Source organism: Vibrio misgurnus, from assembly GCF_029635775.1.
In the GTDB taxonomy this organism is placed as follows: domain Bacteria; phylum Pseudomonadota; class Gammaproteobacteria; order Enterobacterales; family Vibrionaceae; genus Vibrio; species Vibrio chanodichtyis.
In genome coordinates this window covers 1517039-1530621 of record NZ_CP113241.1, presented here as the reverse complement: position 1 = coordinate 1530621, position 13583 = coordinate 1517039, and the positions used below count along the sequence as shown (strand labels likewise).

The 13583-nt window shown below is 46.3% G+C and carries 11 protein-coding genes; 1 reads left to right on the top strand and 10 read right to left on the bottom strand.

Going from position 1 to position 13583, the window contains the following annotated elements; genetic code table 11:
- Positions 1-120: 120 nt before the first annotated feature.
- From OOK74_RS07125 to pflB, 5 genes are all read right to left on the bottom strand, one after another.
- Positions 121-2055 (bottom strand): PrkA family serine protein kinase, encoded by a 1935-nt coding sequence (locus tag OOK74_RS07125; protein WP_274721360.1) that lies wholly within the window; start codon positions 2053-2055, stop codon positions 121-123.
- Positions 2056-2314: 259 nt separating this feature from the next.
- A complete protein-coding gene (locus OOK74_RS07120; protein WP_278182488.1) occupies positions 2315-2815 on the bottom strand; it encodes a YfbU family protein in 501 nt (166 codons plus the stop codon).
- Between the two features lie 193 nt (positions 2816-3008).
- Positions 3009-3749 (bottom strand): pyruvate formate lyase 1-activating protein, encoded by a 741-nt coding sequence (pflA, locus tag OOK74_RS07115; RefSeq protein ID WP_274721362.1) that lies wholly within the window; start codon positions 3747-3749, stop codon positions 3009-3011.
- A gap of 207 nt (positions 3750-3956) precedes the next feature.
- Positions 3957-4943 carry a lipid A deacylase LpxR family protein gene (locus OOK74_RS07110; RefSeq protein WP_278182487.1) on the bottom strand — a complete coding sequence of 329 codons (987 nt, stop codon included), beginning with the start codon at positions 4941-4943 and terminating at the stop codon, positions 3957-3959.
- A gap of 176 nt (positions 4944-5119) precedes the next feature.
- Positions 5120-7396, bottom strand: coding sequence for a formate C-acetyltransferase (pflB, locus tag OOK74_RS07105; RefSeq protein ID WP_274721364.1), 2277 nt, complete (start codon positions 7394-7396; stop codon positions 5120-5122).
- Between the two features lie 635 nt (positions 7397-8031).
- On the opposite strand from pflB, the gene OOK74_RS07100 reads away from it, so the two are divergent.
- A complete protein-coding gene (locus OOK74_RS07100) occupies positions 8032-8805 on the top strand; it encodes an ABC transporter substrate-binding protein (RefSeq protein ID WP_278182486.1) in 774 nt (257 codons plus the stop codon).
- Positions 8806-8954: 149 nt separating this feature from the next.
- Here the strand turns inward: OOK74_RS07100 and xthA are convergent, their stop codons facing one another.
- From xthA to dinG, 5 genes are all read right to left on the bottom strand, one after another.
- The gene (gene xthA, locus OOK74_RS07095; protein WP_274721366.1) at positions 8955-9761 is read right to left on the bottom strand and encodes an exodeoxyribonuclease III; all 807 of its coding nucleotides are present in this window, start codon (positions 9759-9761) and stop codon (positions 8955-8957) included.
- Positions 9762-9844: 83 nt separating this feature from the next.
- Positions 9845-10033 (bottom strand): pleiotropic regulatory protein RsmS, encoded by a 189-nt coding sequence (gene rsmS / locus OOK74_RS07090; protein WP_274721367.1) that lies wholly within the window; start codon positions 10031-10033, stop codon positions 9845-9847.
- Positions 10034-10585: a primosomal replication protein gene (locus tag OOK74_RS07085; protein WP_406707926.1), complete on the bottom strand. Its 552-nt coding sequence runs from the start codon at positions 10583-10585 to the stop codon at positions 10034-10036. It abuts the gene before it with no gap.
- Positions 10582-11358, bottom strand: a complete 777-nt coding sequence (locus OOK74_RS07080; protein WP_278182485.1) for a sulfite exporter TauE/SafE family protein — start codon at positions 11356-11358, stop codon at positions 10582-10584. Before OOK74_RS07080 ends, OOK74_RS07085 begins: the two co-directional genes overlap by 4 nt.
- Before the next feature lie 34 nt (positions 11359-11392).
- Complete coding sequence (gene dinG, locus OOK74_RS07075) at positions 11393-13468, bottom strand: ATP-dependent DNA helicase DinG (protein ID WP_278182484.1); 2076 nt, start codon at positions 13466-13468, stop codon at positions 11393-11395.
- Positions 13469-13583 lie beyond the last annotated feature (115 nt).

Here is a 13583-nt window from a genome sequence, read left to right as displayed (position 1 = left end):
CTAATCACCGCTGCTCAATACAGAGATTGAGCCGATCTGGTGGTTGCCAATTGCCGATCTGCTATTTTTTGCAACCACTATGCTGGCTTGGTGAACGCCAAGCATAGCTGCCAATCGCACTTATGATGATTTACGTACTCGTAAATACCATTCAGACAATAAGCGAACTTGTTTTTCGGTGTAGCCTTTTTCCATCATGCGTGCCACGAAATCATCGTGTTTTTTCTGATCATCAGAAGAGGTTTTGGCATTAAACGAAATCACTGGCAGCAGATCTTCGGTATTGGAGAACATTTTTTTCTCGATCACCGTGCGCAATTTTTCGTAGCTGGTCCACAGTGGATTTTGACCATTATGGTTGGCGCGCGCGCGCAATACGAAGTTGACGATTTCGTTACGAAAATCTTTCGGGTTACTGATCCCGGCGGTTTTTTCAATTTTTTCTAATTCACTGTTCAGCGCTGAACGTTCAAATAGCTGACCGGTTTCCGGATCGCGATACTCTTGATCTTGGATCCAGAAATCGGCATAGGTGACATAGCGATCAAAAATATTTTGCCCATATTCAGAGTAGGACTCCAAATAGGCAGTTTGAATTTCTTTGCCGATAAACTCGACATAGCGCGGGATCAAATACCCTTTGAGAAATTCATGATAGCGATCAGCCGTTTCCGGCGCGAACTGTTCACGCTCTACTTGCTGCTCAATAACATAGAACAGATGCACTGGGTTGGCCGCGACTTCGGAATGGTCAAAGTTAAACACGCGCGATAGAATTTTGAACGCAAAGCGGGTCGAAAGGCCGGCCATCCCTTCATCCACCCCTGCATAATCACGGTATTCCTGATAGCTTTTGGCTTTGGGATCGGTGTCTTTGAGCGTTTCACCATCGTACACCCGCATTTTGGAAAATAATGATGAGTTTTCTGGGACTTTCAGACGTGACAGTACACTAAATTGCGCCAGCAGTTCGAGCGTGCTAGGCGCGCAAGGTGCTTGAGCCAGCTCACTGTGATCGAGCAGTTTTTGGTAGATCTTCACCTCTTCTGATACACGCAGGCAGTAGGGCACTTTGACAATATAAACTCGATCGAGGAATGCTTCGTTGTTTTTATTGTGGCGGAAAGTTTGCCATTCCGATTCGTTGGAGTGGGCGAGGATCATGCCATCAAAGGGTAACGCGGAAAGCCCTTCAGTGCCGTTATAATTCCCTTCTTGAGTTGCGGTGAGGAGCGGATGCAGCACTTTAATCGGCGCTTTGAACATTTCCACAAATTCCATTAATCCTTGATTGGCGCGGCACAGTGCGCCGGAGTAGCTATAAGCATCCGGATCATCTTGTGAGAAATGTTCCAGCTTGCGAATATCCACTTTGCCAACCAGTGACGAAATATCTTGGTTGTTTTCATCGCCCGGCTCGGTTTTGGCAATCGCGATTTGATCCAAAATCGATGGGCGTACTTTCACCACTCTGAACTGGGTAATATCACCACCAAATTCGTGCAGCCGTTTTGCCGCCCAAGGCGACATAATTGAGTGCAAATAGCGGCGTTCAATCCCGTATTCTTGCTTGAGTAGATCGCCATCTTCGTTGACATCAAACAGACTAAATGGGTGATCGTTGACTGGGCTACGCTGCCCATTGGCCGATAACACATAAATCGGCATTTGCTGCATCAAGGCTTTCAGCTTTTCGGCTAATGAAGATTTACCGCCACCGACTGGGCCTAACAAATAGAGGATTTGTTTACGCTCTTCTAAACCTTGTGCCGCATGTTTCAGGTAAGCCACAATCTGTTCGATCGCTTCTTCCATACCATAGAAATTTTCGAAGGTTTTATAGCGTGCAATCACTCGATTAGAGAAAATACGGCTCAGGGTCGGGTGTTTAGAGGTATCGACCATGATTGGCTCACCAATGGCCATCAGTAAGCGCTCGGCGGCATTGGCATAAGCACTTTTGTTTTCTTTACACAGGGTCAGAAAATCTTGAATCGACAGATCTTCATCTTTGGCGGCTTCATAGCGAGCCTGAAAGTGTGAAAAAATACTCATTGTGTTTCCCCTTTGAAAATGTCGTCCCGACACAGCACAGCCATAAAGCAATGCTTAACGTATTAAGCCTAGTTAGTGATTGACGGTTTTGCTTAATCAATCATTGATTAATTTCAATTGAGATCAGGATGAAACGGGTGAGTAAAGGCAAAGTAGGGGATTGAAAATTGGACTAATAAAAAGCTGGCATACTATGGCCAGCTTTAAAGTGGATTTCACGAGCTTGGTGTTAACGATGAGCCATTGCTTAGTGCTAGCCTTAAGCGTTGATAATTTGCCGCAGTTCATTGGCCGAGAGATGGTACTGACGCGGGCAGTCACGCCACATGGTCAGCATACGTTGGTATTTAGCCAGCATCGGTACTTGGCTGTTGAAATGATGATCGCCTTTATCAAATTGAGGATATAAACCTTCCGAGTCGACTAAAAAGCGTACGTAGTGGGTGAGCTGCGCTTCGCTCGCCAAATCAAAACCGAGGAAAGTTAAGCGGCGCTGGTCGACTTCTTTGCGTGCTGCTTCATCGAGCATGCGGTTTGATTCCTGCATCGCATGATACATTTCCATTATATCGATAATTTGACGACATTCGCTTTCTGCTAGGCAACCGAACTCACGATTGAGTTCGCGCATTTGCAGTTCATAGCCACGTTCGACAATAGTTTGTAATCGCTGGTATTGATTGGCGTTACTTGGGTCGAGCTGTGACATCAGGAAATATTGATTCGATAGGATCAAACGTTGAGCGTTAGTCATTTCCATATAAGGTCTCACTTTAAATCAGAGTTATTATTTTGCTGAATTAAGGTTAACAGGATTGGTGTGTTGTGAAATATGATCTGGCTACACTTTTGAGGGCGAAAGGGTAAAAAAAAGCCAATTGTTCACTACTGACGGGCAAAAAAATACCAACCAGATCGGTTGGTATGGCTGGAACAGTTTAGGTGATGTGAGATCAGTATTTGACGTTAGAGTGATACTGCTCAAGGATGGCGACTATACTATCCATTGTTTCTTTGCTGGGTGGATTGACCCCTTCCAGCGGGTATTCTTCACCCATCGCTTCCCATTTATGAGCGCCCAGCTTGTGGTAAGGCAATAGCTCTATCTTCTCGATATTTTCCATATCTTTAATAAATTCGCCAAGCTGGTGAGCTGATGCCGCATCATCGGTATAACCCGGAACTACGACATAACGTAGCCAGGTTTTTTGGCCAATCTGATGCAAATAGCGGGCAAAATCTAGAGTGCGTTTATTGGATACGCCAATCAGATCTTGGTGGATGTCATCATTCATCTGTTTGATATCGAGCATCACCAAATCGCTGACTTCCAGCACTTCATCAATGACCGGAGTGAATTTACGAATATGACCATTGGTATCTAAACAGGTGTGGATACCTTCGGCTTTGGCGGCGCGGAATAAATCACGCACAAACTCCGGTTGCAGCATCGCTTCGCCGCCGGAACAAGTAATGCCACCACCAGAAGCATTCATGAAATGGCGGTAAGATTTGGCTTCTTGGATGATTTCCTCAACCGTGACTTCTTTGCCACTATGGGTGTCCCATGTATCTCGGTTATGGCAATACTTACAGCGAAACAAGCACCCTTGTAGGAATACAATAAAGCGGATTCCTGGGCCATCAACAGTGCCACAAGATTCGAAAGAATGGATTCGACCAATGGTAGACATGAGCGCTTCTCAATTATGTAATTTGAGCGGCATTTTATTACAAATAGCAGGGATTAAATAGGCTTATCTCGCGGAGAGTTGCTCGCTTTACTAGCCGTAGCAAGGGCTCACGCTCGATAAGCCAAATCGGTTCACGGCATGTGAAGCGCAACATATGATGCAGAGTGCCTGCCCGGTTAAGTCACGGGTAGGTGTGGATCATTCAGATTAGAAAAACGCATACAACGTCACGCTACCAGTACCGCTGATCGAATTTTGATCCTCTTTATATTCAGGGCTACTTGCGGTGAGAGTTAAGCTGGCACCAAAACTGCGAGCGTACATGGCAAAGCCTGCGACAGCGGTGGTTTGCCATGGTTTCACATGCACTTGATAGTATTCAGCGGACGGATACAAATTATCCAGTGGTCGATCCCCTTCGATCGTGACATCGTTAAAACGGTAACGTGCTTTGATGCCGCTAAATACAAACCAACCTTGAGCGGATGCGCCAATCATACCGGGGGTAAAGGGGTTTTCAGAGGAGATTTGTGCCGCACCAAAGTTGTTTTCTAAATCGGTACCCCAGCGCAGCATCAAGCCGGAAGAGAGATCACTGCGAAAATTGCCCACATTGACTTCTGAGATGTTAGCCAATTCGAATGTTGTGCCTGCCAATGCTGGGTAACGTCCCCAGTTGAAATGCGAGCGGTAACCTAAGCTGCCTACCAATTTGTCTTCAACTTGGTATTCCCAGCCATTCGGTTTATCCGAGTTGGTAATACTGTGCACGATTTTCTGAGCTTGTTCGGATAAGGAGCCATCGCCCGTTAAGCCTAAGGTTAGGTTGAAGCGCTGAGCTTGCTGTGGATGTAGGCTAAGATAATTAAATTCAGTGTGCAGATAACCCGCATAAGGCCGTTCATTTGGCTGTGGTTTGTCAAGCTCAATGTTAGAGGGAGTCCACATTTTATGGCCGAGAGAAAACTCCCATTTATCTAAGCTGCTCGCTCCCCACACGCTTAAGCTAAGTGGGCGAGCCCACCAATATGGGCTAATAGATCCTGAGGTGTAACTGAGAAAAAAACCATTGGTATAGTTTTGGTCAATCCCAAAAACACCATCATTATCGATGCTGAGGGAAAAAGTCGGCGTAGGTGCAGCGGCGGCATAAGTGCTGACCAGCAGCAAAGGCAAATAGCAAATCGATTTCATGATGTAGTGGACTATGTGTTGGAAAAATAAAACAAAAGCTGATGGATCATGAGCTATTGCGGGTAATAAACCTAGTAGAGAAGAGCACAAATGTGCGCTCAGATACACAATTTTTTACGTACGATGAAAAACAAAAAGCCCCGTTACAACGGGGCTTTAGTTTAATTCGCTAAATCTTACAGAGACTCAGTGAAAGTACGCGCGATAACATCTTGCTGCTGTTCTGCAGTCAGAGAGTTAAAGCGAACTGCATAACCTGATACACGGATAGTCAGTTGTGGGTACTTTTCTGGGTGCTTAACAGCATCAAGCAGAGTGTCACGGTTTAGAACGTTAACGTTCAGGTGTTGACCACCTTCGATGCCAGTTTCATGATGGAAGTAACCATCCATCAGACCTGCTAGGTTAGCACGTTGTGCGCCCTCATCTTTACCCAGTGCATTTGGCACGATAGAGAAAGTATAAGAGATACCGTCTTTTGCATGAGCAAATGGCAGTTTACCAACAGAAGTCAAAGATGCTACTGCACCTTTTTCATCACGACCGTGCATTGGGTTTGCGCCTGGTGCGAATGGTGCGCCAGCACGGCGACCGTCTGGTGTGTTACCTGTTTTCTTACCGTATACCACGTTTGATGTGATAGTCAGAATTGACTGAGTAGGAATCGCATTGCGGTAAGTTTTCAGTGAACGGATCTTGGTCATGAAACGCTCAACCAATTCACAAGCAATGTCATCTACGCGAGCATCGTTGTTACCAAATTTAGGGTAATCGCCTTCGATTGCGAAATCGATAGCTACACCATCTTCGTCACGAATTGGCTTCACTTTTGCGTACTTGATAGCAGACAGCGAGTCAGCCGCAACAGACAGACCTGCGATACCACATGCCATAGTACGACGTACATCACGGTCATGCAGTGCCATTAGAGCGGCTTCGTAGCTGTACTTGTCATGCATGAAATGGATAGCATTCAATGAAGTGACATATTGAGTGGCCAGCCAATCCATGAAGTGATCCAATTTGTCCCATACATCGTTGAAGTCAAGAACTTCGTCCATGATCTTAGGCATTTTTGGACCGACTTGGATTTTCAGTTTCTCATCCACACCACCGTTGATTACATACAGTAGAGTTTTTGCCAAGTTGGCACGAGCACCGAAGAATTGCATGTGTTTACCAATCACCATTGGTGATACACAACATGCGATCGCGTAGTCATCATTATCGAAGTCTGGACGCATCAAGTCATCATTTTCGTACTGGATTGAAGATGTATCGATCGATACCTTCGCACAGAACTTCTTGAAGCCTTCAGGCAGTTTTTCAGACCACAGAACCGTGATGTTTGGCTCTGGAGATGGACCCATAGTGTACAGTGAGTTCAGGAAGCGGAAGTTAGAACGTGTTACCAGCGTACGACCATCCAGACCCATACCACCCATAGATTCGGTTGCCCAAATTGGGTCGCCAGAGAACAGCTCATCGTACTCAGGAGTACGTAGGAAACGAACCATACGCAGCTTCATTACGAAGTGGTCGATCATTTCTTGTGCATCAACTTCGGTGATCTTACCGGCTTTGATGTCGCGCTCAATGTACACGTCCAAGAACGTAGAAGTACGGCCAAGCGACATCGCTGCACCGTTTTGAGACTTAACAGCAGCTAGGTAGCCGAAGTAAGTCCACTGGATCGCTTCTTGCGCAGTTTCCGCAGGGCGAGAAATATCGTAACCATATTTCTGAGCCATGACTTTCATTTGGCCTAGCGCACGGTGTTGCTCTGCAATTTCTTCACGCAGTTGCATGGTCATGTGCAGATCTTCGCCAGTTTCGAATCTTTCCTGTAGAGACTTGAACTGAGCCAGTTTGTCTTTCATCAGGAAGTCGATACCGTACAGTGCAACACGACGGTAGTCACCGATGATACGACCACGACCGTATGCATCAGGCAGACCAGTCAGCACGCCAGATTTACGACAAGCCAGAATTTCTGGTGTGTAGATGTCGAAAACACCCGCGTTGTGGGTTTTACGGTATTCTGAGTAGATTTTTGAAATTTGTGGATCCAGTTCACGGCCGTAGGCTTTGCATGAACCTTCTACCATACGCACGCCGCCGTTAGGGATGATCGCGCGTTTTAGAGGAGCATCAGTTTGTAGACCAACGATTTTTTCTAGGTCTTTATTGATGTAACCAGCATCGTGAGCGGTGATGGTAGAGATAAGTGAAGTGTCGAAGTCAACAGGAGCGTGAGTTGAGTTTTCCTGTTTGATGCCAACCATCACTTTTTCCCAAAGCTTGTTAGTCGCTTCAGTACCTTCAGAAACTAGGAAAGATTCGTCGCCTTCATACGGTGTGTAGTTCTTTTGAATAAAATCACGAACGTTAACTTCGTTTTGCCAGTCACCTGCTGCAAAACCTTCCCAAGCGTTAGCAAATTGCTCTGCCATGACATACCTACCTTTATTAGTAGAAAAAACACGTACTGTTTTCGCTGTTGAGTCAGCTATCCCCGTAGGGCGCAGTACACTCTTCAATAACGATATCCAAATTCACTCTTTCATAGTTTGAATATGGATATTGCTATTAGTTCCAGCAACGCAGCTATTCTACACTAAAAAAAAATCGCAATCCTTAAACTAAATCAATAAAAGTTAAAAAATTAAAATAAAGTTTATTTGGTATCACTAAGATCGGTTTATCTATCGGCATCAATAATCAATGGTGATGATTGCAAGTGTCGACTTGTAGCACGAGTTAACAGCAAGCATAGCAATCAAATCCATCCTGCGCATCTCAGTTGGTGTACTACTTTGCACCCCAGATACGTACTCATTGCTCGTGTCCTAACTACGAGGGTTATAGGATTGAGCATTATAGGCAAGTCTGTGATTGGCGGCGAGTTTAGCGTGCTTACTCTGTGTATCGATTGATCTTGATCACTTTACTTATGTAAATGAATGATTCCTGATTATCATTATTAATATCAATAGGATAGTTTGATTTTATTTGTGTACTTAAAGTAGTGTATTTTATCTAGTCGCGCACTGTAACACAGTATCACCACCAACACAGGAATCTCGATATGAAAAAATGGTTAGTTGCCAGCGTATTAATGGTGGTGACTCTGAGTGGAGTCAGCCAAGCAAAACCATGGGCCACGCTACACTTTGGTATTGAAGGGGCGTATCCTCCCTTTAGTTGGACTGCCGCTGATGGTTCACTACAAGGCTTTGATGTTGATATGGCGAATGCGCTGTGCGCTGAAATGCAGGTGGAGTGTAAAATCGTTGCTCAAGATTGGGATGGGATCATTCCAGCGCTGCTCGCACGCAAATACGACGCGATTATTGCCGCGATGTCGATAACCGAAGATCGTAAATTGAAAGTCGATTTTACTGATAAATATGCGCTGATCCCGAACAAGTTTATTGCTAAAAAAGGCACTAATCTATCGTTTAGCCGACAAGGTTTAAAAGGGGTGAAGATTGGGGTGCAACGAGCCACCACTCACGATAAGTATCTTACCGATAATTATGGCGATGTAGCAGAGATTGTGCGCTACGGATCTTCGGAGCAAGCTTACCGAGATTTGGCTAGCGGACGGATTGTGACGCTGTTGGGCGACGCTTCAGTATTAGAGGCGGTGCTCAATAAAGTGGGTGGCGATGGATATGAGTTTGTTGGCCCTGCTCTCACCGATGCTAGATGGTTTGGTGAGGGGTTTGGGATTGCCGTACGTAAACAAGATAAAGATTTAGCTCAGCAATTGAACGCGGCGATCAAGGCGCTGCGTGATAAGGGGATTTATCAGAAAATCCAAGCCAAATATTTCACCTACGATGTGTATGGTGAATAATTTCTGCTTCGCTCGGTTGCAATCGGTCAATATGCCTACCGCGATGCGAGGCGGTGAATCTCCCCCTGATTATGGCTCAATAGGGGGAGGGGAATCGCCAGTTGGTTAAGCGGTGATTAAGGGAGTTAAGCAGTGACTAAGGGTTGCTATTAACTAAAAGTGGCCCAAATCGGGGCGTGATCTGATGGCTTCTCAATGGCGCGCAGCTCATAGTCGATGCCAGCCTCTTGGCATGTCTCTGCCAGCGCTGGTGTAGCAAGGATCACATCAATACGTAGACCGCGGTTATCTTCAAAACCACGTGAACGGTAGTCAAACCATGAGAATTGATCATCCACCGTTGGATGCAGTTGACGGAAGGTATCGACTAAACCCCAATCTAATAAGGTTTGTAACCACTCACGCTCTTGTGGCTGGAAGGAACACTTACCAGTTTGTAACCAGCGCTTGCGGTTAGCTTCACCGATGCCGATATCCAGATCGAGAGGGCTGATGTTGATATCGCCCATCACCACTAAACGTTCGCTATTGCTGCGTTGTTCGCGCAAGTAGCCCATCAAATCACGATAGAACTGACGTTTATAAGGGAACTTAGTCTCATGCTCAATATTGTCACCTTGCGGGAAATAACCGTTAAGAATGGTGGTTTTATTACCCGCTTGGTCGGCAAATGTCGCCATAATCATCCGTTTTTGGTGATCTTCGCTGTCGGTTGGGAAACCTTTAATCACTTCCAGCGGGGTTTGTTTGCATAAAATCGCTACCCCATAATGGGCTTTTTGACCATGGAAATAGACTTGATAGCCCATCTCTTCCACCGCTTGACGAGGAAACGCCTCATCATGAACTTTAATTTCTTGCAAACCAATCACATCCGGCTGGTGCTTATCGATCAACGCTTGCAGTTGATGCAATCTGGCTCGCAGACCATTGATGTTGAAGCTAACGATTTTCATGGAGATTCCTTTTGATTGACTGGAGGGTGATGGTATCACCTCTATTTGAGAGCTCACCAGCGCTTGCGTAAGCGTGATATTAGCTAAATCGAATGTGGTTTTGGTGCTAATTTAGATTCTAAGTCATGCTTGACGATCTCAATCGCGGCCAGTGCGATATGTGGTGCAATGGCATGAGATTCCAATAAATAGATCAGATCAACCGCTAGTTTGATCTCATCGGCGGCTTCATTTAATGGAATAGATTGTAAAGGGGTAGATTGCGGCGACATTTAGGCTTTTCTCTCCTGCATGGTGATGCGTTGCTCAAGCTTGATTTTTGCCGCTTGGCAGCGGTTTAGCCGCTGCTCGGCGAGCAGCAATGCTTGTTGCGCGTTCATTTTTTGGATTGGGGGCGCTTGCGCCAGCAATAGCTCTTTATCACGCACCAGTTCCATCAGCCGACGTTCCCAATCCTGATGCTGCGCCAATTCTTGGTAAAGCGCATTAATGGGCTTTTTAAAATAACCGGTGGGCTTCGGCTCTTTACGGCGCACATTTTGGGTTGAAATCTCACGCTTAAGCGCCGCGATTTGTGCTAATAAACGTTCGGATAAATATTCAGCGCGTAGTGCGGTCAAACGGCCACTCTCTTTTTCGCGGATCAAGGCTTGCAAAGTGGCATAGGCTTCGGCAACACAAGGTGTCAACAGCTTACCATGACAATGAAACAGCACCGCATCAAATAATGGTTGGGTGTGTTCACCGCGTTGGCGATCCACATGTGCCGCAGAAGATTTGAGCTCGTTGAGCGCCTCATCCAGTTTGGTGTATTTATCGATCATGTTATCCACCATGCATCGTAAGCCAGTTTTGTGGCGAGCAAAGTCACCAGCACAATAAACAGTGGCCGAATAAAACGCGCGCCAAAACGAATGGCGGAATGCGCTCCGACCCATGCTCCCGCCATTAAGCAGATGCCCATGGTCAGGCCGAGTAACCAGTTAATATGGCCGAGCAGGGCAAATATCACCAGTGAGGAGAAGTTACTGGTAAAGTTCATCGCCTTAGCAAGTCCTGAAGCGAACAAAATATTAAAGCGGTATAGCGCCATTGAACTGACCGTCCAAAATGCGCCAGTGCCCGGCCCCGCTAAACCGTCATAAAAACCTAACCCGAGACCTTGTAAAATTTGTTTACGCTGCAATTTGGGGCAAGGTTGTGGGGTAGTGCTTTGCCGATTGGACTGCGGACGATGCCATACCGTATAGAGAGCGGCGGCTAAGATCAGTAATGGTAGCACTTTGGCGAGCCATTCGGTGCTGATCGCATCAACGGTTAGAGTACCGGTTATCGCGCCAAGTAAGGTGGCAATAAAAGCACGTTTCCAACAAGCCGGATCAAACAATTTTTGTCGATAGTAAGCCCACGCTGCGGTTGAAGAGGCAAATGTCGCTGCGAGTTTGTTGGTGCCTAATGCAAGGTGAGGAGGCAAACCGAGTGACAGCAGAGCCGGCACCGTCAGCATGCCACCGCCACCGGCGACCGCATCAATAAATCCGGCGATAAAAGCCACCAGAGCCAGCACCACTAGAGTGGTGGGTTCTATCCATTCCATCAAAAGCGCATCCTAAGTCGATGATTCGTTATAATTAGTATTCGATGGTACGTTTAAACGGCGGTAAGGCATCCAATAATGCTTTTCCGTAACGCTTAGAGACGACTCGCCGATCAAGGATGACTACTCTACCAGAATCACGTTCTTTACGCAGTAAACGGCCAACCGACTGGATGAGCTTTTTACTGGCTTGTGGAACGGTGATCTGCATAAATGGATTGCCACCGAATTGCTCAATATACTCGGCATGAGCTTGCTCGACGGGGGAAGTTGGCACCGCAAATGGGATTTTGGTGATGATCACGTTCTCCAATAAATCGCCCGGCAGATCCAGTCCTTCCGAAAAACTGCCAGTGCCAAATAAAATACTGGTTTTTTGCTTTTTTATTAGTTTTTTATGTTGATTTAGAATTTCTTGGCGTGATTTTTCGCCTTGGATTTGCAATACCCAACCTCGCTTAGTCAGCTCTTTTTGTAAAATTTCTGCCACTTCACGCATTTGCCAATAGGAAGCAAACAGCACCAAGTTGGCTTTATCTGCTTGTAAGTAGCAGAGTACTTTATCGGCTAAATACGCGGTATAACCTGCCGCTTGTGGCTCAAGCGCCATGTTAGGAATGAGCAATTCTCCTTGCGTGGCATAATCAAATGGTGAGGCGAGGGCCAAAAATTGTACCCCATCCTCGGCTTTTTCACTGATCCCTGCTTGGCGGCAGAAAAAGCTAAACGAATTTAAGGCTCTCAACGTGGCAGATGTCAGCACTGCGCCAATACAGCGGCTCCAGATTTGCTTATCAAGCTGCCAACCAATTTCTAGCGGTGATACGCTGACTAAATAGTCGCCTTCACGTTCGGTACTGATCTCTAACCAACGAGCCAGCGGCGCACCTTTATCTTGATTGGGTTTGGCCATCAGTTGCCAAACTTGGCTGAGATTTTCTAAACGTTGAATATAAAACCCGAGTTCGCCTAATGCCGGTTCGGCAATTCTGGCCGCCAATTCGCCCTCTTTGACCTTTTCCGCAATTAAATCGGTAATTTTGCCTATAGCTTGTGTGGTTTTCTGCGCCGCCTTACTTAGTGCTTGCGACTCTTCGGCCAGCCACGCCGGTAACTCACCATGTTCAAAGCGGTAGATACCCTCGACAAATTGCTGGGCGACAAATTGTTTAGGCAGTTGACCTAACGTGGGAATTAAAAACTGCATTGCCTCGCGAGCTTCTTGTGCAAATCGCTCGGCACGCTTCTCATCACCCAAAGCGGTAAATTTGGCTAATGATTGATTGAGTTTTTCTAGCCAACTGGCTGCGCCTTTTAATGTGGCGGCCGCTGAGGCATGCTCGCGCGCGACAGTTGGTAAATGATGCGCTTCATCAAATACGTAGATTGTCTCTTCCGGCGCAGGCAGGATCACCCCACCACCTAAATCAGCATCCGCCATCACCAAACTATGATTGGCAATAATCACATCCGCTTTATCTAACTCGGAACGTGCTTTTTGAAATGGACAGTGGCGATGAGCGCTAAAACTGCCATTACAGCTGTGTTTATCACTGACAATCATCGCCCATAAATGATCGGCAATCGGGGTTGGCCAAGCGTCGCGATCACCATCCCATTTGCCTTGGTTGAGCGCGTTATAAAGCTCATTCAACAATGCGGTATCTTGCGGTTTCGGTTTGCTTTCGAACAGGGCTATTTGTGCATCATCGGCGGTGCAAGTGGCGGCTAAACGCTCGCTACAGCAATAACGTTGACGTCCCTTAGCCAGAATAAAGGAAAAGCTTTGATCACTGATGCGCCGGTAAAGCGGCAGATCTTTATTCAGCAGTTGCTCTTGCAGCGCTACCGTCGCGGTGGATACCACAACTTTACGTCGATTGACCAGTGCAACCGGGATCGCCGCCATTAAATAAGAGAGGGATTTACCAATGCCGGTTCCGGCTTCGGCCACCAAGATTCGGTTCGATGGGTGATAGTTGCCACTCAGTGTCTTCGCGATTTCAGCTACCAGAAAATTTTGCGCGCGTCGTGGAATAAAGTTATCCAGTTGATGTTGTAGATTGTGATAACTGTTGCGGATCGAGTCTTGGATGTTTTTTGTCAGCATAAGGGAGCCTAAAGTACGTTGCCGTGATGGTAGCACAGTTCAATCCGTGATACCTAGGTCACGAAATTCCATGGTTTTGATTCAAAGTTTGATCTGGATCACGAAATAAAAATGA

Bases quoted from the DNA above. Each gene is read 5' to 3' on its own strand.
- OOK74_RS07125 (WP_274721360.1), bottom strand. From the start codon at position 2,055: ATGAGTATTTTTTCACACTTTCAGGCTCGCTATGAAGCCGCCAAAGAT.
- OOK74_RS07120 (WP_278182488.1), bottom strand. From the start codon at position 2,815: ATGGAAATGACTAACGCTCAACGTTTGATCCTATCGAATCAATATTTC.
- pflA (WP_274721362.1), bottom strand. From the start codon at position 3,749: ATGTCTACCATTGGTCGAATCCATTCTTTCGAATCTTGTGGCACTGTT.
- OOK74_RS07110 (WP_278182487.1), bottom strand. From the start codon at position 4,943: ATGAAATCGATTTGCTATTTGCCTTTGCTGCTGGTCAGCACTTATGCC.
- pflB (WP_274721364.1), bottom strand. From the start codon at position 7,396: ATGGCAGAGCAATTTGCTAACGCTTGGGAAGGTTTTGCAGCAGGTGAC.
- OOK74_RS07100 (WP_278182486.1), top strand. From the start codon at position 8,032: ATGAAAAAATGGTTAGTTGCCAGCGTATTAATGGTGGTGACTCTGAGT.
- xthA (WP_274721366.1), bottom strand. From the start codon at position 9,761: ATGAAAATCGTTAGCTTCAACATCAATGGTCTGCGAGCCAGATTGCAT.
- rsmS (WP_274721367.1), bottom strand. From the start codon at position 10,033: ATGTCGCCGCAATCTACCCCTTTACAATCTATTCCATTAAATGAAGCC.
- OOK74_RS07085 (WP_406707926.1), bottom strand. From the start codon at position 10,585: ATGATCGATAAATACACCAAACTGGATGAGGCGCTCAACGAGCTCAAA.
- OOK74_RS07080 (WP_278182485.1), bottom strand. From the start codon at position 11,358: ATGGAATGGATAGAACCCACCACTCTAGTGGTGCTGGCTCTGGTGGCT.
- dinG (WP_278182484.1), bottom strand. From the start codon at position 13,468: ATGCTGACAAAAAACATCCAAGACTCGATCCGCAACAGTTATCACAAT.